Genomic DNA, 20,229 nt, shown 5'->3' with positions numbered 1-20,229 from the left:
ACCCAGGGTCCCCTAACCTCCTTCGCCTCGGCTCGTGCATAAATCTGCGTATGCGCGAAGGCCTCCCGCATATGGCGAGGCCGGGGCGTAGGCGCAGATTTATGCACGACCCGGACTAGGCTATGCCCCATGATTTCGTACAAAGCTGCGGTCATCACCTGCTCCGACCGCGCCGCAGCCGACGTCTACGAGGACCGCTCGGGCCCGGTGCTGCGCGACGCGCTCGCCGGCTTGGGATTCGATGTCGCGGAGGCGGTGATCGTTCCCGACGACGTGGAGCGGATCGCGGACGAGATCGAGCAGGCCATCGAGGCCGGCGCCCGGGTGATCATGACCACCGGAGGAACCGGGGTAGGGCCGCGCGACGTCACCGTCGAGGCGACCCTCCCGTTGATCGACTACCAGTTGCCCGGCCTGATGGAAGAGGTGCGCCGACGTGGGGCGGAGAAGACCACCAAGTCGCTGCTATCGCGCGGGGTGGCCGGCGTCGTCTCCCTTCTCGGCTACCCGCGCGCACTGGTGATCAACGCGCCGGGCTCACGCGGCGGCGCTCGCGACACGATCGCCGTGGTGGGCGACCTGCTGCACCACATCGTCGATCAACTCGACGGCGCCGATCACGACATGGACTGACCAGCACCCCACTGAGGCCCCGTTCAGCGACTGAACGGGGCCTCGCTGCGTCCTAACTCGACCCCGGCCGCACATTGCCCAAACTAATCGTCTAAATTGACCCGCGTACGCGTACTCATTCCCCACCATCTCGCCGCAACTGCGGCACATAAGGAGAATCTCGCCCATGAAGCGGACCATCGGCACCGGCCTCGCAGGCCTCTTCGCCCTCACGCTGGCCGTCGCCGGCTGCAGCACTCCTGCCTCCCAGCCGACCACCTCGTCGTCCCCATCCACCAGCGCCTCGGCGACCGCCCCGACGACGGAGGCCACCACCCGCGTCATGCAGGACATGCTGGGCGACGTCGTCGTTCCCGCAGAGGCCCAGCGCATCGCCACCACGGCACCGGCGTTCACCACCTCCGTCCTTCTACTCGGAGGCGCGGACAAGCTGGTCGCGTTGGAGGAGAACTACGGCAAGAACGAGTGGGTCAAGGGCAAGTACCCGCAGCTGGCCGATCTCCCCGTGGTGTTCGCATCCAACGAGACCAACATGGAGGCGCTGCTCGCCACCTCGCCCGACCTGGTGCTATACGCGGCCCGCTACGGCGAGGACACGCTGAAGCAGCTCCAGGATCTTGAGGTCTCCGCCGTCTCCGGCGCGAAGGATTCCCAGCCCGAGGGCTACGACCACCTCAACTGGGTGCGCGACAACCAGGTCTACATGGGCGAGGCCATCGGTGGCGCCCAGCTCGACAACGCGAAATCCTACGCCGAGGAGTTCACCGCGATGCGGGAGCAGCTCGCGGCCAAGACCGAGGGGCTTCCCGAGGGCGATCGTCCCTCCGTCGCCCAGCTGTCCAGCGCGGGAGAGGTGCTGCAGGCCAACAACGGCACCGCGATCGGGCAGGAGCTGATCGAGTTGGCCGGCGGCGTGAACGTCGCCATCGACGCCGACGGCGAGTCGATGGGGCCGTCTGGCCAGACCAAGATCGAGCCCGAGCAGCTGCTCGCCTGGAACCCGCAGATCCTGCTCGTCGACTCGCAGGAGATCGCCGACGCGATCGCCGCCGATTCGGTGCTGTCGGCGCTCGACGCCGTCGCGAACAACCAGGTCTATGTGATCCCCAACGGCGCCATGTCGTGGGCCTACAACGGCCCCGAGGTCTACCTGGCCATGCAGTTCTTCGCCAAGGCCGTTCAGCCCGAGCTGTTCGCCGACCTGGACCTGCAGGCCAACACCTCCGACTTCTACGCGACGCGCTTCGGCTTCGAGCTGACCGACGCCGACTTGGCGCACCTGTTCAACCTGGCCGACGGCCAGAGCGTGGCCGACGTCTTCACCCGCGGCTGACCCGGGGAATGAGCCAGGACACGGCGACCGCGCGCCGACGCGCGCCCCGACGTTTCGGGGTGGCGTTCGGCGTCGCGGTCGCCGTGCTCGTCGTCGTCATCGTGACGTCGTTCATGATGGGACGCTTCCCCATCTCTCCCCTCGAGGCGCTGCGGATCATCGCGTCGCACGTGGTGCCCATCGAGCCCACCTGGGAGGCGATGGACGCCAAGGTGGTGTGGGAGGTGCGGCTGCCACGGGTGCTCATGGCGGTGCTCGTCGGGGCTGCTCTGTCGTGCTCCGGCGCGGCCTATCAGGGCGTGTTCCGCAATCCGCTGGTCTCGCCCGACATCCTCGGGGTCTCGGCGGCGGCCTCGCTGGGCGCGGCGATCGGGATCCTCTGGCAGGGCGCCTACTCCCCCAGCGTCCAGGTGCTGGCCTTCGTCTTCGGCGTCTCGGGCGTCTTCATCGCCTACTTCCTCGCCTACACGCGCGGCACGGTGCCCAACACCATGCTGATCCTGGCCGGCATCGTCACCAGTTCGCTGTTCAACGCCGGCGTCTCGGTGATGAAGTACCTGGCCGACCCCTACGACGACCTGCCCGCCATCACCTTCTGGCTGATGGGATCGCTGTCCGGGGTGAGGTGGGAGAACCTGACCTTCGCCACCCCCATCATCGTGCTCGGTATGGCGGGGCTGTGGCTGGCCAGCTGGCGGCTCAACATCCTGACCATGGGCGACGACGAGGCCCGTTCGCTGGGCATCAACACCACCCGGCTGAAGGTGATCGTCATCGTGTGCGCCACCGCGCTCACCGCGACGGCCGTCACTCAGGTGGGCGCGATCGGCTGGATCGGGCTGGTGATCCCGCATGCGGCCCGCATCGTCGTCGGACCGGATCATCGCAAGTTGATCCCGGCCGCCGCCGTGATCGGCGCCACCTTCCTGCTGCTGATCGACAACCTCACCCGCTCGGCGTCGGAGACCTCGCTGCCACTGTCGATCCCCATCGCCTTCATCGGCGCCCCGTTCTTCGCCGTCCTGCTGAGAAGGAGCACGCGCCAATGGAGCCGGTGATCCGCGCGGAGCACCTCGCCTTCGGCTACACCGCCGACGTCCCCGTGCTGAAGGACGTCAGCTTCGAGGTGTCGGCCGGTGAGGTGCTGATGATCCTCGGCGCCAACGGGTGCGGCAAGTCCACCTTGATGCGCGTGCTGCTGGCCGAGCGCCGGCTCGCCTCCGGCCGCGTCACGCTCGCGGGCGACGACGTCGGCCGGCTCACCCCGAAACAGCTCTCGCGACGAGTGGCGATGGTGTTCCAGGACCACAACGCGCCGTTCCCGTTCTCCGTCATCGACGTGGTGACGATGGGCCGCACGCCGCACCTGGCGGCGCTCAGCTCGCCGCGTGCCAAGGACGTCGAGCTATGCCACGAGGCCCTGGAGACGGTGGGCATGCGGCACCTCGCCGACGTGCCGTACACCCAGATCTCCGGCGGTGAGCGGCAGCTCGTGCTGATCGCCCGGGCGCTCGCTCAGCAGACGCCGCTGATCATGATGGACGAGCCCACCAGCCACCTGGACTATCGCAATGCCGCCACCGTGATCAAGGTGGCCAACCGGCTGGCGACCGAGCAGGACAAGGCGATCATCATGATCACCCACCTGCCCGACCAGGCCTTCTACTACCCCAGCAAGGCAGCCTTGATGCGCGGCGGCCGCTTCTTCGCCTACGGCCCCAGCCGCGAGGTGCTCACCGAGGAGCGTCTTTCCGAGACCTACGACATGCAGATCAAGGTGCTCACCGCCGTCGATCCTGAGACCGGCGTCGAGCACGTGATGTGCAAGCCGATGTTTGAGAACCTCTGAGCCTGCCGACGCCGCCTAGCGCCTCCAGTCGCCGCTGCGGCCGCCCGACTTCGAGGTGACCTTCGCCGAGACGATCTCAGCGCTGCGGTCCACCCCCTTGACCATGTCCACGACGGCCAGCGCGGCGACAGTGACCGCGGTGAGGGCCTCCATCTCGACGCCGGTGCGGTCGGCGGTCTTCACCTCCGCGCGGATCTGCACGCCGCCCTCGACCACCTCGATGTCGAGCACCACACCGTGCACTCCGATCACGTGGGCGAGCGGGAGCAGATCGGGCACCTTCTTGGCCGCCGCGATGCCGGCCACCCGGGCCACGGCGAGCACGTCGCCCTTCGGCACCGTGCCCTCCCGCAGGGCCATGACCACGTCGGCCGAGCAAGACACGAAGGCCTCCGCGCCCGCGGTGCGCACCGTGGGCTGCTTGGCGGTGACGTCGACCATGCGGGCCTGTCCCCGCGAATCCAGGTGGGTGAATTCCATACCTTCCATCCAACCAGAACGTCCTCCGGCGAACGGCGCTGGATATGCTGGCGAGACTCGCAATGCAGGAGGCCAAGCGCAATCATGCGGATTCTGATCGTCGGAGCGGGAGCAACGGGTGGTGCTTTCGGAGCGCGGCTCCAGGATGCCGGACGGGACGTGACCTACCTGGTGCGCCCTCGACGCGCCGAGGTGCTGCGTCGCGACGGGCTGCGTTTCGTCTCTCCGACCACCGATCGCACCTACCGGGTGCAGACTCTCGTCTCGGGCGAGGAGGCTCAGCCCTTCGATCTGGTGCTGATCACGGTGAAGGCCGGCGCCCTGGAGTCGGCGGTCTCGGACGTCCGCTCCTATGTGAGCCCGGGCACCCTCATCGTGCCCATCCTCAACGGCATGGCGCATATCGGGCTCCTCGAGCAGGAGTTCCCGGGCCAGGTGCTCGGCGGGCTGGCGAAGATCGTCACCACCCTGGACGGCGACGCGGTGCGCCAGATGACCGACCTCACCGTGCTGACGATCGGCGCGCTCGACCGGCTGCAGGCGGTGGACGCCGTCGCCGACGCCCTGCGAGTTCCCGGCATCCGCCTGAGCGTCAGCGACGACATCCTGGGTGAGCTGTGGGGGAAGTGGGCCTTCATCGCAGCGGCCGGCGTCATCTGCTGCTTGTTCCGCGGCCCGATCGGACGGATCATCGATGCCGGTGGGCTGGACGCCATTCACGCCGCGATCGCCGAGACCGAGGCCGTCTCCGCCGCGGCCGGTCACCCGGTGTCGGATAAGGCCCACGCGCACACGCTGCGCCTCCTCGCCGAGGAGGGCTCCGCGTTCACATCATCGCTGTACCGCGACCTCATCGCCGGCCTGCCCACTGAGGCCGAACACATCCTGGGCAACCTCGCCCATGAGGCCCGCGCCCTCGGAGTCCCCACTCCCCTGCTCGACCTCACCCTCATTCAGATCCGTACCGGGGCGCCGGCCCGGCCCGGATCACCGTCCGAGTAGACCAAGAGGAATTACGTGGATTCCGTCATCGCGGGTGTACGCAAGCGAGGTGGCCGTAATGACCACGAGAGCCTTCGGCTTCCGGGAGACCCGCTCTGCTAGGCGATGAAGCGAGGTGGCAGCCTTATCCAGTTCGTTCTCGCCCATCTTCACTTCGATGCCGATCCAGTCGCCGTCACGGGTCTCGAGCACGTAGTCGACCTCGAGGCGTCCTTCTGCTTCGCGATAGTGGAAGCAATCCGCGCCCGAGGCTTCGGCGTAGATGCGGAGGTCATGAGCCACGAGGCTCTCAAAGAGGAAACCCGTTGTTTCGAGGTCGTTGAGCATGCGCGACGGGGATACTCGCAAGAGCGCTGCTGCCAACGAAGGATCAGCGAGGTGCCGCTTAGGAATCTTGGTGAGCCGCTTGGACGACCGCACCGCCGGTTCCCACGGTGGAACTTCATCGATGATCATCATGCGCTGCAGCGCGCGGTGATAAAGGTCAGCAGCGTGACGTCCAGGCAGGTCAGCATCGCTAGAAGTCTCCTCGCGAGCGCGCTTCATGATCGTGCTCAGATTGGCGGGCTGCGAAATCATCTGCGCGTAGCTATGAAGGAAGCGCTTCACCAGGCGGGGGTTTCTCGGCGCGCCGGAGACTTCGTCGATGTCACGCTCGACGATGACGTCAAGGTACCCCTCAAGGTAGATCTCAGCGGCTCGCTGGTCCGAGCCAACAAGCAGCGGCCACCCTCCGACGGCGATGTGATGGAGGTAGTCCCTGAACGATAGCGAGCTGTTCGCCGGGGTCGGCGCGACCCCGCCGAGTAGGTCGGCCACCGACACTCTCGGGTCGACCGCCCGCTTCTCCGACAACGTCATGGTCCGCATTCGCAGGGTGCCGAACCGTCCGGCACCAGAGTGACGTGCCGTGGAGTCATCGGGTGTCGCTGAGCCCGTCAGGATGAACTGCCCTGGCCGGCCTCTATCATCGACAGTCCGGCGCACGGCGTCCCAGACTCGGGGTGCGCGCTGCCATTCGTCGAGCAGCCTGGGCGTCGCGCCATCAAGCAGCAGGCGCGGGTCGATTGCCGCGCGACGCTCGGCCTCGGGATCGGTGTCCAGCAGAACCTCGCTCGCGGCCCGCTGTCGAGCCGTTGCCGTCTTGCCGCAGCCCTTCACGCCTTCGATAAGGACTGCCCCCATCGCGTAGAGCTGGTCGTCAAGCGCCTGATCGGCCAAGCGCGGAAGATAGGGACGGTCAGGGCTGAGATCGACCATCATTGCGCTCCAATCTGCAACTTACACATCCTCCAGGCGACAAGTTACACACTAACGGTCGGACACGTTTCACGCGACAGCTATGCAGATCAGCCACGCGAGCACACCCAGGCCGGGTCAGATCAGGAACACATCCAGCAGATCACCAGGGGCGACGGCCTCGACGTCTTCAGGAACGACCGCTAGGGCCTCGGCGAGATGCAGCGAGGCCACCAGGTGCGATCCCGAGCCCAGCCGGTGGGAGCGTCGCACGCCGTCGTCGGTGAGTACCACCGGGATGTACTGACGACGTCCGGGCGGCGTCTTCCAGCCATCCGCCGCGGGCAGACGCAGGCCGCGCCACGGGGCGGCGACACCCTGGAACGCGGCCAGCAGCGGACGGAGGTACACCCACGCCGAGACGAACACGCTCACCGGGTTACCCGGCAGGGCGAGCAGTGCCTGCTCACCAGCGTCAGCGCGCCGCAACCGACCGCAGCCCTGAGGCTTGCCGGGTTGCATGGCTACCTTGACGAACTCGACGTCCCCCTCCACCACCTGGCGCACCACTTCGAAGGCCCCGACGGACACCCCGCCCGAGGTGACGATCACGTCGGCATCGGCCGCCTCCGCGAGCGCCGCGCGGAAGTCGTCGACGTCATCGGAGACCGCTCGCGCCAGCACCACTTCACCGCCGAACTGCTCCACCAGGCCGGAGATCAGGAGGGAGTTGGAGTCGGGGATCTGGCCGAAGCCGAGAGATTCCCCCGCCGCCACCAACTCGGTGCCGGTGGCCAGCACCGCCACCTTGACGCGGCGACGCAACCGCACCGTCGCGTGCCCGATAGAGGCCGCGGCCCCGGCTGCGGCCGGGGTCCAGCGCTGCCCGGCCCGCAGCACCACATCCCCGACGACGACGTCCTCGCCACCGTGCCGCACATTCTTTCCCGCCGAGGTGGCCCCCACTACGACGAACTCCGGCAAGGGCGTATCGCCCAGCGGCTGATCCGTGTGCTCCACCGGAACGACGGCGTCGGCTCCCGGAGGCAGCGGCGCCCCCGTCATGATCCTCGCCGCCTCGCCGGGGCCCACCGTCGGCGCGCTCGATGCCCCCGCCGGGATGTCCCCGACGACGCGCAGCTGCGTCTGGCCTTCGGTCGCATCGACGCTGCGCACCGCGAAGCCGTCCATGGCGGAGTTGTCGAAGGGCGGCACCGGGAAGCGGGCCGCCAGATCCTCGTCGAGCACCCGCCCGAATCCCTCGCCCAGCGCGCACTCCTCGGCGGGCAGCGGCACCGCGAGCGCGAGCACCCGCTCCCGGTGTTGCTCCACGGTCAGCATTTCGCTCCTCAGGCCTAGAGATCCAGCGTAAACGTCGATCTTAGAGGTTCCGCAAGTAGGTGGTGCCGTTGCGAGGACGTGCTGGATGGATGACATGGCAAGGCGGAGAACGAGACTGCCATTGGGTATGCCAGTGAGTTGGACAACGAAGCCAGGTCGCCATCCAGTGCGCCGCAGTAGGTGCCACCTACTTGCGGGATCTCTTAGACGGGCGCGACGACGGTGATGCCAAGTAGGGCTACGAAGGCGACCAGCACCGTCGCGAGCGCGGCCAGGATGAACGGCTTCAGCCCCACCTTCGCCAGACTCCGCAGCTTCACACCGCATCCCAGGGCGAACATGGCGGCGGACAGCAGGCCCGTCTGGAGCATCTCCCCGACGGCGAGCGCCGCGGTCGGAAGAGGAGCGAAGGATCGCAGCAAGACCATCGCCAGGAACCCGACGACGAACAGCGGAACCACCGGCGGCAACTTCGCTGCAGCGTTGGGCTGCCCTGCCTCCACAGCAGCACGCACCGCTCGTCGCTGCCGGATGCTCAGCACGGCCGCCACCGGAGCGAGCAGCAGCACCCGCCCGAGCTTGACTACGACGGCGACGCTCAGCGCGGTCCCACCCAGCAGCCCTCCGGCAGCGACCACCTGCGCGACCTCGTGGATGGATCCACCCGCCCACATGCCGGCCGCCTCGATGGGCAGGCCCAGCAACGGCGCCAGCAGCGGCACCAAGGGGATCATCAGCGTTCCGAAGAGCACCACCAATGCCACGGCGGTGATGGTGTCCCCCTCGGCTTCGTCGTCAGGATCGACGACGCCCGCCACACCGGCGACCGCAGCCGCGCCGCAGATCGAGAACCCGCAGGCGATCAACAGGCTCAAGCCCTTCGGCACGCGCAGCAGCCGACCGATGAGCAGGGTGCCGAAGATGCCGATCGTGACGATTCCGACGATGACCAGCAGCATCGGCGCACCCAGCGCGACGATGTCCGCCAGCGCCAGCTTCAGGCCGAGGAACACGATCCCCAGACGAAGCAGCCGCTTCGCGGAGAATGCGACGCCCGGGGCCGTCGCCTCGGGAAGACGGACCACATTCGCGGCGAGCACCCCGAGCACGATCGCCACCACGAGCGGGCTCATCCCAGGCAGCAGTCGGTTGACGGCATAGGCCGTCGCCGCCGCGGCGAGGCTCAGCACGACGCCGGGTACCAGGGAGCCGGGAGACGTCGTCGGGCGCGATCGGGTCGGGCGTGATCGGAGTGTGGTCGGCGTGGTGGTCGGAGTGAGAGATCCCGCAAGTAGGTGGCACCTACTGCGGCGCACTGGATGGCGACCTGGCTTCGTTGTCGAACTCACTGGCATGTCCAATGGCAGTTTCGTTCTCCGTCTTGCCAGCTCATCCATCCAGCACGTCCTCGCTACGGCACCACCTACTTGCGGAATCTCTAAGCACGCCCACCATATTCCCGGCGCCGGACTCATCCCGGTAGACGGCAGTTCCCGCACAGGCCATATCATTGCGATATGAGCAATCGATTGCCCAATCTCCAGGCACTGGCCCTCTTCCTGGCCGTCGTCGACGAGGGCAGTCTCGGCGCCGGAGCACGCAAGATGGGCATGTACCAGCCCAATGCCAGCCGGATGATCGCCCAATTGGAGGCCGAGGCAGGCGCCCCGCTGCTGAAGCGCCACCCTCGTGGCTCCCGCCCCACCTCCACGGGCCTGCTCTTCGCCGCCCACGCCAGGCGGCTCCTCGACGCGGCCGACGAGTTCTCCGACTGGCTGCACCACTCCCACGACCACGACGTCATCGAATTGCAGGTGGGCGCAAGCATGACGATCGCCGAACACCTCCTTCCCGCATGGCTGGCGGAACTGCGTCGAGCCGAGCCTCGGGTGCGGGTGGAGGTCCACGTCCACAACTCCGCCCAGGTCATCAACGAGACGCTGGACGGCACGCTCCAGCTCGGTCTCGTGGAGACGCCGAACCTCCCGCCGACCCTCAACACCGCTCCGCTCCGGCAGGATGAGCTGGCGCTGGTGGTCGCTCCGCACCACCCCTGGGCCGCACGATCCGACGGCATCGCGCTGGAGGAACTCGCCACCACCCCGTTGATCGTGCGCGAGGGCGGCTCGGGCACCAGGAACGCCTTCGAGGAACTGATGAACGGCCTGCCGCTGGCCGAGCCGACCCAGGTACTTGGCAGCAACGCGGCGGTGCGGGTCGCCGTCGCCGCCGGGGCGGGCCCCGCGGTGCTGAGCGTGCTCGCGGTGCGCACACAGCTCTCGACGGGCGAACTGAGGCGGGTTCCGCTGCGGAACACTGCCCTTCGTCGCCCACTCACCGCGATCTGGAAGGGCCCGCGACGCCTCCGCGGCGCCCCGGCCCACCTCCTGACGATCGCCACCAAGCATCCTGGCCGCCTTTAGCCCGCTTAGCCGCTTGCTAGACCACCGACTTCGGCGGTCTAGCAAGCGGTTAAGCGCGTGGACGGGTCGGGGGGCGCACGATCAGCAGCGCGAGTGGAGCCAACACCACCATCGACGGCAGCTCCACCACAGAAGGCAACCCGCGAGGGCGGCTAGACGCACAGTACAACTGCTGCTAAATGTAAAGCAGAATATCTGCTAGATGTATAGTAGTGGGATGGAGTACCAGTCTCGGGTCGTCGACCCCCTCCTGAAGGACCTGCTTTCCGGGCTGCCCGCCATCGCCATCGAAGGCGCCAAGGGCGTCGGAAAGACAGCAACGGCGCAGCAATACGCGTCGTCCACCCTCAACCTGGATCGCGCCGGCGTCCGCTCCAACGTGGAAGCCGACCCAGAGGTCATCCTCGGTATGGCACCGCCGACTCTCATTGACGAGTGGCAGCTGGTCCCGCCGGTGTGGGACGTCGTGCGCCGCGAAGTCGACCGAGAACGAATCCCCGGCCGTTTCATCCTCACGGGCTCGTCCGCCCCCGCTTCAGGTGCCCGTCTGCATTCGGGAGCCGGACGGATCGTACGACTCCGCATGCGGCCGATGACACTTCCCGAACGAGGTGTGTGCACTCCGAGCGTGTCCTTCTCACGCATCCTGGCAGGCGAGGCCCAGCCGGTAGCTGGACACTGCGAGTTCTCCCTGAGGGACTACACCAGGGAGATCCTCTGGTCCGGGCTGCCCGGAGTGCGACAGGATCCCCCCGGCTACCGACTCCGTCAGATCGACTCATACCTCACCAACTCGGTGGAGCACGACATCCCCGAGTTGGGCGTCGAGGTGCGACGACCCGCCGCCTTGCGGGCATGGCTTACCGCCTACGCGGCGGCGACTTCGACGACCACGAACTACACGAAGATCCTCAATGCCGCCACGCCTGGCGACTCGGACAAACTCTCGCGCGTCACCGCCGGCGTATACCGGGAACTGCTCGAGCGGATGATGATCCTTGAGCCTCTCCCCGCTTGGACTCCCGTTTTCAACCCGCTGAGCCGCCTCGCCCAGGTGCCCAAGCATCACCTCGTCGACCCAGCCCTCGCCGCTCGTCTTCTCGGCGCAACCGAAGACTCGCTGCTCACCGACCAGATCGACGGCGGCATTTCTCGCGAAGGCACGCTTCTCGGGGCGTTGTTCGAATCGCTGGTTGTGATGACTGTGCGTGTCTTCGCGGAACAGATCGGTGGACGAGTTTCCCACCTTCGAACTCGCAATGGCGACCACGAGGTCGATCTCATCGTCGAACGCGACGATCACCGTGTGGTGGCTATTGAAGTCAAGCTGTCGAACTCCGTATCCGCTGCGGACACCAAGCATCTCTCGTGGCTCACCGAGTCCACCGACGACCTGGTGGTCGACCGGCTGATCATCAACACTGGACAGTTCGCACATCGGCTGCCCGACGGCACCGCCGTCGTTCCACTGGCGCTACTTGGGCCATGAGCGGAGCCCCTTAACCGCTTGCTTAACCACTGACTTCGGTGGTTAAGCAAGCGGTTAAGGGCCGGATCGAGCCAGTGGACGGACGATCAGCAGCGCCAGCGGAACCAACACCACCATCGACAGCAGCGACAGCGTCGCGAAGCTACTCGCCGCCAGTAGTGGTCCGGCGAGGAAGGCGGCCGTGGCGCCGAAGAGGTTGGACAGCGCGTCGACGCCGCCCTGCGACGAGGCTCGCGTCTCCGGTGTGACGGCGGTGCTGAACAGGGCCGAGGCAGCGACGTTGACGAAACACCATCCGACGCCCAGCAGAATCAGCGAGACGACGATCCAGCCCATGTCGTCGGGCCAGAGCGCCCCGACGAGCAGTGAGGCGAGGAAGATCGCGATGCCGATCCACATCGCCAGCCGATGCCCGTAGCGATCGGCCATCCAACCCACAAGCGGCGACAGGGCAAACATGCCCACGACGTGCAGGCTGATGGTGATGCCCACGACGTTCACCGATCCGCCGTGATGCACGATGTGAACCGGGGTCATCGTCATCACCGCGACCATCACGATCTGGGCGGTGAGGATCGCGATCACCGCGATCCGGGCGGGACGGTTGGCCCTGATCTCGGCGAAGATGCGCCTGATCCGCCCCTTCCTCGACGCAGCGTGGGGCGGCGCTCCCGACTCGCGCGCGGCATGCAGCAGCGGGTCGGGGCGAAGCCAGACGAAGACGATCACTCCTGCCAGGGCCAGGCAGACGGCCGCGATGAGGAAGGCGCTGGCGAACACCGTCAGTCCGGTGGCCGCGCCAAGGATCTCGCCGGGCGCACCGAGGTTAGGGCCCAGCACCGAGCCCAAGGTGCCGACCCACACCACCAGCGCCAGCGAACGCGCTTTGTGCTGCGGCTCGGCCAGGTCGGTGGCGGCGAAGCGCGACTGCAGCGCGGCCGCCGAGCCCGCGCCGATGAGCAGCAGACCGATGAACAGCGGCACCACGAGGCTCCACTGCGCGGCGGCAACCAGGATGGCGCTGCCGGCCGCGGCCACCCACCAGCCGAGCGAGAGCGCGACTCGTCGCCCGGCTCGCGCGGCGAGGTTCCCGAGCGGCAGGCCGAACAGCGCGGCACCGAGTGTGCTCGCCGTACGCGCCAAACCGGCCCATGCCTCGTTCGCGGTCACCTCGCTGGCCAGCAGGATGCCGATCGAGGGCGCCACGCCCACCCCGACGGTGCCGACCACCTGCATGATCACCAGGATGAGAAGGGTGCGTCGCTGGATCACAGACGTCGACTTCCCTTGCGATTCAATGGCGGTCACGCTTCACCTTCCTCGCATACCCGGCGGCCCTGCGCCCGCCACCAGAGCACCAGGACCACGCCGGCGACCAGCACGATAGCGGCAATGTCGACCCACCCGTTGGCCAGCACCGAGCTTCGCCCCTGCAGCCAGGCCGAGACGGACGTCGGTAACAAGGCCGGCACCGTGACCAGCCCATTGGTGGCCCAGAACAGCACACCCACCGCAGCGATCAGGACGCCGGTGATCACCGACGTGGTGTGAAAGTCCCGGCCCGCGACGGTGAAGGTACGGCCGCGCAGCGCCCGCCGCGCCCGCTCGCCGATCCTGCCCCAGAGCGCCGCGATCACCAGCAGCGGCACCACCATGCCCGCTCCGTAGATGCCGAGCAGGACCCCGGCCGCGACGACACTGCCCTGCGCGGCCGCCATGGTGAGCACGGCGCCCAGGATCGGGCCGGCGCAGAATCCGGCGACGCCACTGGTGGCGCCGAGCAAGAAGGTCTTGAGCAGGCCCACCCGGGAGTCCGCCTGGTCCTGGAGCGCCCGACCGCCGGGCAGCAGCCGCGCGGCGTCGAAGCCGAACCCGAAGATCTGCATCACCCCGAGTGCCACGAGCAGGAGCGACGCGCCCCCGATGATCGCCGTGCGGTGCGTTATGAAGAGAGCGCCGATCGCGCCGGCCCCCACCCCGAGGGGCACGAGGACGAGCAGCAGGCCCGCATAGAAGATGCCGCCGTGCAGCAGCAAGCGCGGCCCCGATCCGACGGTGGACGCGAAGAAGGCGGGCAGCAGCAGGGCCCCGCAAGGACTGAGGATGGCCAGCGCTCCCCCGAAAAACGCCGTGACCAGGCCGATGTCCACCGGTTCAGCCCCGGAATCCGCTGCAGAAGCAGAGAAGCGCCCGACTCACGCGACGCCCCTTCACGCCGTCTTTGTCGTCGCACTCGTCGATGTCAGGCACCATTGGCCAGCTCGGCAGCAGGTAGACCGACTCGAACGCGCCGTCGTCACGCACCATTGGCCAAGGCTGTCTCGATGACCTCGACGAACACCTCCGTCGGCTGCGCACCGACGATCGGGGTGCCGCCCAGCAGGAAGGCCGGCGTCGACGAGGCTCCCAGCCGGCGTCCCAGCTCCTCGTTGGCGGCGACGGCGGCCACCGTGTCCTCGGCGTTCATGTCGACGGCGAAGCGCTCGGTGTCCAGCTGGAGCTCACCGGCGAGGGCGATCAGCGCCTCGTCGGTGAGCTGATCCGCGGACCGCGTCTTACCCTCGGGGTACAGCTGATCGTGATAGGGCCAGAAGGCGTCCTGGAGCCCGGCGGCATAGGACGCGCGGGCGGCGCGCCGGGACGGCTCGTCGAAGATGTTCAGGTCGCGCCACTCGATCCACAGGTCGCCGCGCTCGGCGTACTCGAGCATCGTCGGAAGCGTCTCGGCGCTCCACTTGGCGCAGTAGCCGCACTGGTAGTCGGAGAAGACGACCATCCCGACGGGCGCGTCGGGCGAGCCGGCCGTCAGCGGGTCGTTCTCGTCGCGACGTTCGATCGCCGTGAGGTCGGGCTGAGCTGTTTCCTCGCCAGTCGGCGGCGCGACGGTCTCCGCCGTCGCGGGCGCGGTGTTCGCGGGAGACGCCGGCGTCTCCGCCGACGGAGCGGTACCTCGCTGCAGGAAGACGACGAACACGATCAGCACCACAGCCACGACGATCACCAGCGTCGGCACCACGGCTCGCCGAGGAGTGTTCTGGGTCGGTGCGGCGTTCACGAGGGGCCTCCAAGGAGAAAACAGTCAGCGGTCGGCGTCGCGGCCGATACTCCCCCCAGCATCCCCGCACGATAGGAGATAGTCAAAACCGGATCGCTTCCGACGCCACGCTCTTTGAGGTGCGAAGGCTCAGGGCGAGGAACGAGCCCCAAGCCGAAGCCTCGACAATCAAGACGAGCGCGAAGCACCAATAACGCTCTTTGAGGTGCGAAGGCTCAGGGCGAGGAACGAGCCCCGGGCCGAAGCCTCGAAAAGACCCACCCGACAGCCGACAAGCAGCCCCAACCCAAACTCGCGCCGACTCTTTTCGAGGCTCGCTGGCGCTCGCACCTCAAAGAGCGTCATCATCACGGTCTTTGAGGTGCGAAGGCGCCGGGGCGCACTTCGAGACGCTCGTACCTCGCTCCTCAGCACCCGGAACGAGCCCCGGGCCGAAGCCTCGACAATCAAGACGAGCGCGAAGCACCAATGACGCTCTTTGAGGTGCGAAGGCTCAGGGCGAGGAACGAGCCCCAAGCCGAAGCCTCGAAAAGACCCAACCGGCAGCCGACAAGCAGCCCCAACCCAAAGTCGCGCCGACTCTTTTCGAGGCTCGCTGACGCTCGCACCTCAAAGAGCGTGGGGCGCTCGTCTCAGGGGGAGGGTGGACCAGCGGGCGTTCAAGGTGTCGAGGACGGCGACGCGACCAACCAGCGGGCGGCCGAAACCGGCGAGCAGCTTGATCGCCTCGGCGGCCTGCATGGCGCCAACCTGGCCGACGTTCGCGCCGAGGATGCCGATATCGGTGGCCTGCGGGTAGTCGCCGACCGCCGGTTCCTTCGGATGCAGATCGCGCAGGTACAGCCGGTCGCCATGCTCATCCGGCATACCGAAGACCGAGCACTGCGCCTGCATGCCGACCGCCGTCGCCCAGATCAGCCGGGCGCCGACCGCCTCCGCCGCGTCCGACAGCATGAACTTCGCCCCGAAGGAGTCGGTGCAGTCCAGCACCAGGTCGTAGCGGGGGAACAACTCACGCGCGCGCTCGAAGGCCAGGTAGTCGGGGTACGCGGCCACCGCCACGTCGGGGTTGAGCGCGCGCAGACGCTCCATCGCAGAGACGGCCTTGTTGCGCCCAAGCTCGGTGTGCAGCACCTGGCGCTGCATGTTCTTCAACTCCACCGCGTCGCCGTCGACGATGCCGATCCGCCCCACGCCCGCCGCGGCCAGGTACGGCAGCGCGGCAGAGCCCAAGCCACCGGCGCCAATGGCCAGCACCGACGAGTTGAGCAGCCGCAGCTGCCCCTCCTCCCCCATGCCCACCACGTCGATGTTGCGCACGTAGCGCTCGCGCTGCTCGTCGCTCAACTCCGTCACCGGCGCGGAACTCAGGGACACTGCGACCACTCGTAACTCCCATCCGCCAGGTACTGCTTCTTCCAGATCGGCAGGCACCGCTTCACCTCGTCGACGAAGTCGGACGCGCACCCGAAGGCCTGGCTGCGATGCGACGCCGCCACCGCGACGAACAGCGCGATGCCGCCGATGCCCAGCGAGCCCACCCGGTGCTGGGCGACCATCGCATGCACGCCGTCGCGGCCGGAGAACTCCGCCACCAGCTCGCGCAGCACCTCGTCGGCCGACGGGTGGCCGACGTAGTCGATGCCCGTGACGGCCTTGCCGTGATCGTGGTTGCGCACCACGCCGGCGAAGGTGACCACCGCTCCTGCCCTGTCGGACGAGACGGCGGCCTCCAGCGCGTCGACGTCGATGTCCACCTCGACGACGCCACTCAGTTCATTCAAAAGATCCTCAGCTCTTCTTAGGCGCGCCCGGACGGGCGTAGCGCCACCAAGTGATGCCGATGCACATCACGGCCCAGGCCGCGCCGATGATGTAGAAGGTGGTGGGCGACATGATGGTGAGGCCCACGCCGAACAGGAACGGTCCGAAGGCGGCGATGGCGCCGGTCCAGCCGATCACGCCGCCGGCCTGGCGCCGTTCGAAGATCATCGGCATCTGCTTGAACGTCGACGCGTTGCCGATGCCCGAGAACAGGAAGATCAGCAGCATGCCCCACAGGAACTGGTTGAAGCCGGAGGTGAGCGCCTCCGCGCTGCTGGTGTCGGGCACCAGGGCGGGGATGGTGAAGACGATCGACCCCAGAATGCCGATGCCGGAGATCAGGGTCCAGAGTGCGCCGCCCATGCGGTCGGTCAGCGGCGAGAACAACACCCGCGCGCCGGCTCCGATCAAGGGCCCGAGGAAGACGTACTTCACCGGGTCGGGCAGCGCGTACCCGTCGATCAGCATGGTGGCCGTGGCTCCCGCGCCCTCGACGATGTCGGTATTGCCCGAGCCGTAGAGGTTGCTCATCAGCAAGCCGAACTGGGCCGACAGCCCTGAGAAGGTGCCGAAGGTCATGATGTAGAGCAGCGTCATCCACCAGGTGTCCTGGTTGCCGAAGATGTCGAACTGCTGCTTGATGTTGGCCTTCACGGGCACCGACTTCAGCACCAGGTACGCCCAGATCGCGCCGACGATGATGAACGGGATGTAGACCAGCGCCGAGTTCTGGTACCAGACGAGCACCGACTCCTTACCCGGTACGGACATCGCCTGCGAGCCGAGGAACCCGAACATGCCGAAGGAGATCAGCCACGGCGTGAGCAGCTGCACCAGCGAGACACCGAAGTTGCCGACGCCCGCCTGGATGCCCAGCACGGTGCCCGACATGCGACGCGGGAAGAAGTACGACGTCGACGGCATGAAGCCGGAGAACGCGCCGCCGCCGATGCCGGCGAGGAAGGCCAGTGCCATCAGCCGCCAGTACGGCACGTCGGGGTTGGTCACCTCGAAGCCCCAGCCCAGCACGGGCAGGATCAGCAGCAGCGTGGTCAGCGCCACCATCTTGCGGGTGCCCATGATGGGCGGCAGCACCATCCACACCAGGCGAAGAATGCCGCCCGACAGGCCCGGCATGGCCGCCATCCAGTACAGCTGCGCCTTGGTGAAGGTGTAGCCGAGGGCGGTCAGCTTGGGAATGATCGCGCTGGGCAGGAACCAGGCGACGAAGCACAGCGTCAGCGTGAACGTGGTGACGGTCAGCGTGCTGTAGGCGAGTTTCTTGTCCCACTTCTTGGGATCCTCGGGATCCCAGGATTGGAGCCAGTCGCCCTTGGTCTCGAGTGCTGCGCTCACTTGGCGGCCTCCAGTTCGGGTTCGATGAGCGAGGCCGTCTCAGGAGTGGCGTCGGTCATCATGCGGTGGATGGTGACGTGCATCCAGATGGCGCAGATCGCCACCAGGATGAAGATGCAGAAGAAGGTGCTGCTCGGGAAGCCCGACCAGGTCTTGGTGTAGGCGAACAGTGGCGGAAGGAAGAAGCCACCCAAGCCGCCCAGCATGCCGACGAGGCCGCCGACGGAGCCCACGTTGTCGGGGAAATACTCCGGGATGTGCTTGAAAACGGCGGCCTTGCCGAAGCCCATGGCGCATCCCAGGATGAACACCAGCACCACGAACCACACCAGCTGGATCTCGTAGTGCAGGTGCGCGGTCTGCGCACCGTCGGGATGCACGACGGTGATGAAGCCGTTGGGCATCATCAGCACCCCGCTGCTCAGCAGCATCAGGGCGAAGGTCCAATACATGACCTTGCGGGCGCCGAAGCGGTCGCTCAGCCAGCCGCCGACGGGCCGCAGCAGCGAGGCGGGGAAGATGAAGGTCGCGGTGAGCAGACCGGCGACGGTGAGGCTCACGCCGAAGTTGTCGACGTAGTACTTGGGCAGCCAGGCCGACAGCGCCACGTAGGCGCCGAAGACGGCCACGTAGTACAGGCTGAAGCGCCACACTCGCACGCTGCTCAGCGGGGCGAGCATGTCGCTCAGCTTCCGGGACGAGCCGGGCGCGCGGTCCACCCGCGGCACGATCACCCAGGTGAGGATGCCGACGATCACCAGCAGCACGGCGTAGATGACCGGGATCAGGCGCCAGCCGCCCTGGATGCCCAGAATGTAGGTACTGCCCGCGGTGGCGGCGATCAGCGGCGGGCCGATGAACTTGGTGACCGACGCGCCGACGTTGCCCGCACCGAAGACGCCGAGTGCCAGACCTTGACGGTCCTTGCTGTACCAGGCGGAGTTCCAGGTGGTGCCGACGGAGAACAGGTTGCCGGCGAAGCCGACGAGGAAGGCCAGCACCAGCAGCCAGGTGTAGCTCTCTGCGAAGCTCACCATGTAGGCGGGGATGGCGGTGGCGAACAGCAGGAACAGCGTCACCTTCCGGCCGCCGATCCGGTCGGCGATGATGCCGGCGGGCAGCCGCCACATAGACCCGTTCAACACGGCGACGGCGGAGATCCAGCTCAGCTGCTCGTCGCTGATGCCGAGTTCCTTCTGGATGGGGATGCCGAGAATGCCGAACATCAGCCACACCGCGAACATCAGGGTGAACGCGATGGTCGACATGGTCATGACCCGGCCGGCACCCTTGCCGGTCTCGTGCACGGGTGGCACCTCGATGAGGTTCTTGCTCACTGTCGATGGTCTCTCTGTGAGATGGGTTTCTTCAAACTATTGGTAGTTATCGGTGACAGTCTGCCGAACGTCCTACAAGCCGTAGCACCCGGGGTTGGATAAGCCCGTTAGCGGCCGGTCATTTCTTGTTGTCCGGGGTGCCGATGGGATCCCAGCCACGACCCTTGACCGTGTGCGACTGCTGCGGCGCGGCGTCGCGGCTCCGGTAGACGATGTAGGGACGGAACAGGTAGTGCAGGGGCGCCGAGAAGGCGTGCACCAGCCTGGTGAAGGGAATCATGGCGATCAGCGTCAGTCCCAGCAGGACGTGCACCTTGAACTGCCAGGTGGCCTCCCCCATGGCCTCGATGTTGGGCTGGAAGTAGGCCAGCGAACGGAACCAGACGGAGACCGTCTCGCGGTAGTTGTGCTCTTCGCCGGTGGGGGTCACGTCGCCGGTCAGCGTGGCGACCATGCCGACGCCGATCGCGGTGGCGAGCACCAGGTACATGATCTTGTCGTTCCAGGTGGTGGCCTGGAAGACCGCCGTCTGGGTGCGACGCCGGTAGATCAGCAACCCGAGGCCCACGACCAGGGCGATGCCGGCCAGGCCGCCGCCGTAGAAGGCACCCATGTGGTACATGTGCTGGTCGATCCCGATCCAGTCCGTGAACGCCTTCGGGATGATCAGGCCGACGACATGGCCCATGAACACCGCGAGCAGCGCGAAGTGGAACAGGGGCGAGGCGAATTTCAGCAGCTTCGACTCGTACAGCTGCGACGAGCGCGTGGTCCACCCGAACTGGTCGTAGCGGTAGCGCCAGGCCAGGCCGCCCACCAAGATCAGCAGCACCAGATAGGGGAACACGCCCCAGGCGAAGGTTTCCAT

20 protein-coding genes are annotated in these 20,229 nt (G+C 67.2%); 7 read left to right on the top strand and 13 right to left on the bottom strand.

All coding sequences use genetic code 11. From position 1 onward, the window contains the following. Positions 1-129 precede the first annotated feature (129 nt). The 4 genes from P0D62_RS04560 to P0D62_RS04545 all read left to right on the top strand — a co-directional run bounded on the left by P0D62_RS04560 (position 130) and on the right by P0D62_RS04545 (position 3,815). Entirely contained in the window at positions 130-633 is a 504-nt protein-coding gene (locus tag P0D62_RS04560; protein ID WP_275701439.1) for a MogA/MoaB family molybdenum cofactor biosynthesis protein, read from the top strand. Between the two features lie 166 nt (positions 634-799). After that, complete coding sequence (locus tag P0D62_RS04555; RefSeq protein WP_275701438.1) at positions 800-1,966, top strand: ABC transporter substrate-binding protein; 1,167 nt, start codon at positions 800-802, stop codon at positions 1,964-1,966. An 8-nt stretch (positions 1,967-1,974) separates the two neighbouring features. Then, complete coding sequence (locus P0D62_RS04550) at positions 1,975-3,024, top strand: FecCD family ABC transporter permease (RefSeq protein ID WP_275701437.1); 1,050 nt, start codon at positions 1,975-1,977, stop codon at positions 3,022-3,024. Further along, on the top strand, positions 3,012-3,815 hold the full coding sequence (locus P0D62_RS04545) for an ABC transporter ATP-binding protein (protein WP_275701436.1): 804 nt from the start codon (positions 3,012-3,014) through the stop codon (positions 3,813-3,815). Before P0D62_RS04550 ends, P0D62_RS04545 begins: the two co-directional genes overlap by 13 nt. Positions 3,816-3,830: 15 nt before the next feature. Here the strand turns inward: P0D62_RS04545 and moaC are convergent, their stop codons facing one another. Beyond that, on the bottom strand, positions 3,831-4,304 hold the full coding sequence (moaC, locus tag P0D62_RS04540; RefSeq protein WP_406708217.1) for a cyclic pyranopterin monophosphate synthase MoaC: 474 nt from the start codon (positions 4,302-4,304) through the stop codon (positions 3,831-3,833). Between the two features lie 75 nt (positions 4,305-4,379). Here moaC and P0D62_RS04535 point away from each other — a divergent pair, with 75 nt between their 5' ends. Beyond that, on the top strand, positions 4,380-5,297 hold the full coding sequence (locus P0D62_RS04535) for a ketopantoate reductase family protein (protein ID WP_275701434.1): 918 nt from the start codon (positions 4,380-4,382) through the stop codon (positions 5,295-5,297). Here the strand turns inward: P0D62_RS04535 and P0D62_RS04530 are convergent. The 3 genes from P0D62_RS04530 to P0D62_RS04520 form a co-directional block, all read right to left on the bottom strand. Further along, complete coding sequence (locus P0D62_RS04530) at positions 5,283-6,560, bottom strand: ATP-binding protein (RefSeq protein ID WP_275701433.1); 1,278 nt, start codon at positions 6,558-6,560, stop codon at positions 5,283-5,285. The genes P0D62_RS04535 and P0D62_RS04530 overlap by 15 nt on opposite strands. A 114-nt stretch (positions 6,561-6,674) precedes the next feature. Next, positions 6,675-7,877 carry a molybdopterin molybdotransferase MoeA gene (locus P0D62_RS04525; protein ID WP_275701432.1) on the bottom strand — a complete coding sequence of 401 codons (1,203 nt, stop codon included), beginning with the start codon at positions 7,875-7,877 and terminating at the stop codon, positions 6,675-6,677. A 203-nt stretch (positions 7,878-8,080) separates the two neighbouring features. Next, positions 8,081-9,067, bottom strand: a complete 987-nt coding sequence (locus P0D62_RS04520; protein ID WP_275701431.1) for a YeiH family protein — start codon at positions 9,065-9,067, stop codon at positions 8,081-8,083. Between the two features lie 327 nt (positions 9,068-9,394). Here P0D62_RS04520 and P0D62_RS04515 point away from each other — a divergent pair, with 327 nt between their 5' ends. Together P0D62_RS04515 and P0D62_RS04510 are read left to right on the top strand one after the other, a co-directional pair. Then, positions 9,395-10,300: a LysR family transcriptional regulator gene (locus tag P0D62_RS04515; RefSeq protein WP_275701430.1), complete on the top strand. Its 906-nt coding sequence runs from the start codon at positions 9,395-9,397 to the stop codon at positions 10,298-10,300. 217 nt (positions 10,301-10,517) lie between these two features. Further along, positions 10,518-11,789 (top strand): ATP-binding protein, encoded by a 1,272-nt coding sequence (locus P0D62_RS04510; protein ID WP_275701429.1) that lies wholly within the window; start codon positions 10,518-10,520, stop codon positions 11,787-11,789. A gap of 54 nt (positions 11,790-11,843) precedes the next feature. On the opposite strand, the gene P0D62_RS04505 is transcribed toward P0D62_RS04510, so the two are convergent. From P0D62_RS04505 to narI, 9 genes are all read right to left on the bottom strand, one after another. Further along, the gene (locus tag P0D62_RS04505) at positions 11,844-13,097 is read right to left on the bottom strand and encodes an MFS transporter (protein ID WP_275701428.1); all 1,254 of its coding nucleotides are present in this window, start codon (positions 13,095-13,097) and stop codon (positions 11,844-11,846) included. Beyond that, positions 13,094-13,939 (bottom strand): cytochrome c biogenesis CcdA family protein, encoded by an 846-nt coding sequence (locus P0D62_RS04500; protein ID WP_275701427.1) that lies wholly within the window; start codon positions 13,937-13,939, stop codon positions 13,094-13,096. Before P0D62_RS04500 ends, P0D62_RS04505 begins: the two co-directional genes overlap by 4 nt. Before the next feature lie 4 nt (positions 13,940-13,943). After that, a complete protein-coding gene (locus tag P0D62_RS04495; protein WP_275701426.1) occupies positions 13,944-14,096 on the bottom strand; it encodes a hypothetical protein in 153 nt (50 codons plus the stop codon). Then, positions 14,086-14,844 carry a DsbA family protein gene (locus P0D62_RS04490; RefSeq protein ID WP_275701425.1) on the bottom strand — a complete coding sequence of 253 codons (759 nt, stop codon included), beginning with the start codon at positions 14,842-14,844 and terminating at the stop codon, positions 14,086-14,088. The genes P0D62_RS04495 and P0D62_RS04490 overlap by 11 nt, the downstream gene beginning before the upstream one ends. A gap of 609 nt (positions 14,845-15,453) precedes the next feature. Further along, positions 15,454-16,230 carry a HesA/MoeB/ThiF family protein gene (locus P0D62_RS04485; RefSeq protein ID WP_275701424.1) on the bottom strand — a complete coding sequence of 259 codons (777 nt, stop codon included), beginning with the start codon at positions 16,228-16,230 and terminating at the stop codon, positions 15,454-15,456. Further along, entirely contained in the window at positions 16,212-16,619 is a 408-nt protein-coding gene (locus P0D62_RS04480) for a molybdenum cofactor biosynthesis protein MoaE (RefSeq protein WP_406708218.1), read from the bottom strand. The genes P0D62_RS04485 and P0D62_RS04480 overlap by 19 nt, the downstream gene beginning before the upstream one ends. 16 nt (positions 16,620-16,635) lie before the next feature. Then, on the bottom strand, positions 16,636-18,024 hold the full coding sequence (locus P0D62_RS04475) for an MFS transporter (protein WP_275701422.1): 1,389 nt from the start codon (positions 18,022-18,024) through the stop codon (positions 16,636-16,638). After that, on the bottom strand, positions 18,021-19,361 hold the full coding sequence (locus P0D62_RS04470) for an MFS transporter (RefSeq protein WP_275701421.1): 1,341 nt from the start codon (positions 19,359-19,361) through the stop codon (positions 18,021-18,023). Before P0D62_RS04470 ends, P0D62_RS04475 begins: the two co-directional genes overlap by 4 nt. 118 nt (positions 19,362-19,479) lie before the next feature. Beyond that, positions 19,480-20,229 carry a respiratory nitrate reductase subunit gamma gene (gene narI / locus P0D62_RS04465; protein ID WP_275701420.1) on the bottom strand — a complete coding sequence of 250 codons (750 nt, stop codon included), beginning with the start codon at positions 20,227-20,229 and terminating at the stop codon, positions 19,480-19,482.

It is taken from the genome of Tessaracoccus caeni (genome assembly GCF_029211185.1).
Taxonomy (GTDB): Bacteria; Actinomycetota; Actinomycetes; order Propionibacteriales; family Propionibacteriaceae; genus Arachnia; species Arachnia caeni.
The sequence above is the reverse complement of the archived record's forward strand: the minus strand, read 5'-3'. Positions and strand labels throughout refer to the sequence as shown.

What these genes read in the sequence shown, in the direction of transcription:
- P0D62_RS04560 (WP_275701439.1), top strand. Translation starts at nt 130, where the DNA reads ATGATTTCGTACAAAGCTGCGGTCATCACCTGCTCCGACCGCGCCGCA.
- P0D62_RS04555 (WP_275701438.1), top strand. Translation starts at nt 800, where the DNA reads ATGAAGCGGACCATCGGCACCGGCCTCGCAGGCCTCTTCGCCCTCACG.
- P0D62_RS04550 (WP_275701437.1), top strand. Translation starts at nt 1,975, where the DNA reads ATGAGCCAGGACACGGCGACCGCGCGCCGACGCGCGCCCCGACGTTTC.
- P0D62_RS04545 (WP_275701436.1), top strand. Translation starts at nt 3,012, where the DNA reads ATGGAGCCGGTGATCCGCGCGGAGCACCTCGCCTTCGGCTACACCGCC.
- moaC (WP_406708217.1), bottom strand. Translation starts at nt 4,304, where the DNA reads ATGGAAGGTATGGAATTCACCCACCTGGATTCGCGGGGACAGGCCCGC.
- P0D62_RS04535 (WP_275701434.1), top strand. Translation starts at nt 4,380, where the DNA reads ATGCGGATTCTGATCGTCGGAGCGGGAGCAACGGGTGGTGCTTTCGGA.
- P0D62_RS04530 (WP_275701433.1), bottom strand. Translation starts at nt 6,560, where the DNA reads ATGATGGTCGATCTCAGCCCTGACCGTCCCTATCTTCCGCGCTTGGCC.
- P0D62_RS04525 (WP_275701432.1), bottom strand. Translation starts at nt 7,877, where the DNA reads ATGCTGACCGTGGAGCAACACCGGGAGCGGGTGCTCGCGCTCGCGGTG.
- P0D62_RS04515 (WP_275701430.1), top strand. Translation starts at nt 9,395, where the DNA reads ATGAGCAATCGATTGCCCAATCTCCAGGCACTGGCCCTCTTCCTGGCC.
- P0D62_RS04510 (WP_275701429.1), top strand. Translation starts at nt 10,518, where the DNA reads ATGGAGTACCAGTCTCGGGTCGTCGACCCCCTCCTGAAGGACCTGCTT.
- P0D62_RS04495 (WP_275701426.1), bottom strand. Translation starts at nt 14,096, where the DNA reads ATGGTGCGTGACGACGGCGCGTTCGAGTCGGTCTACCTGCTGCCGAGC.
- narI (WP_275701420.1), bottom strand. Translation starts at nt 20,229, where the DNA reads ATGGAAACCTTCGCCTGGGGCGTGTTCCCCTATCTGGTGCTGCTGATC.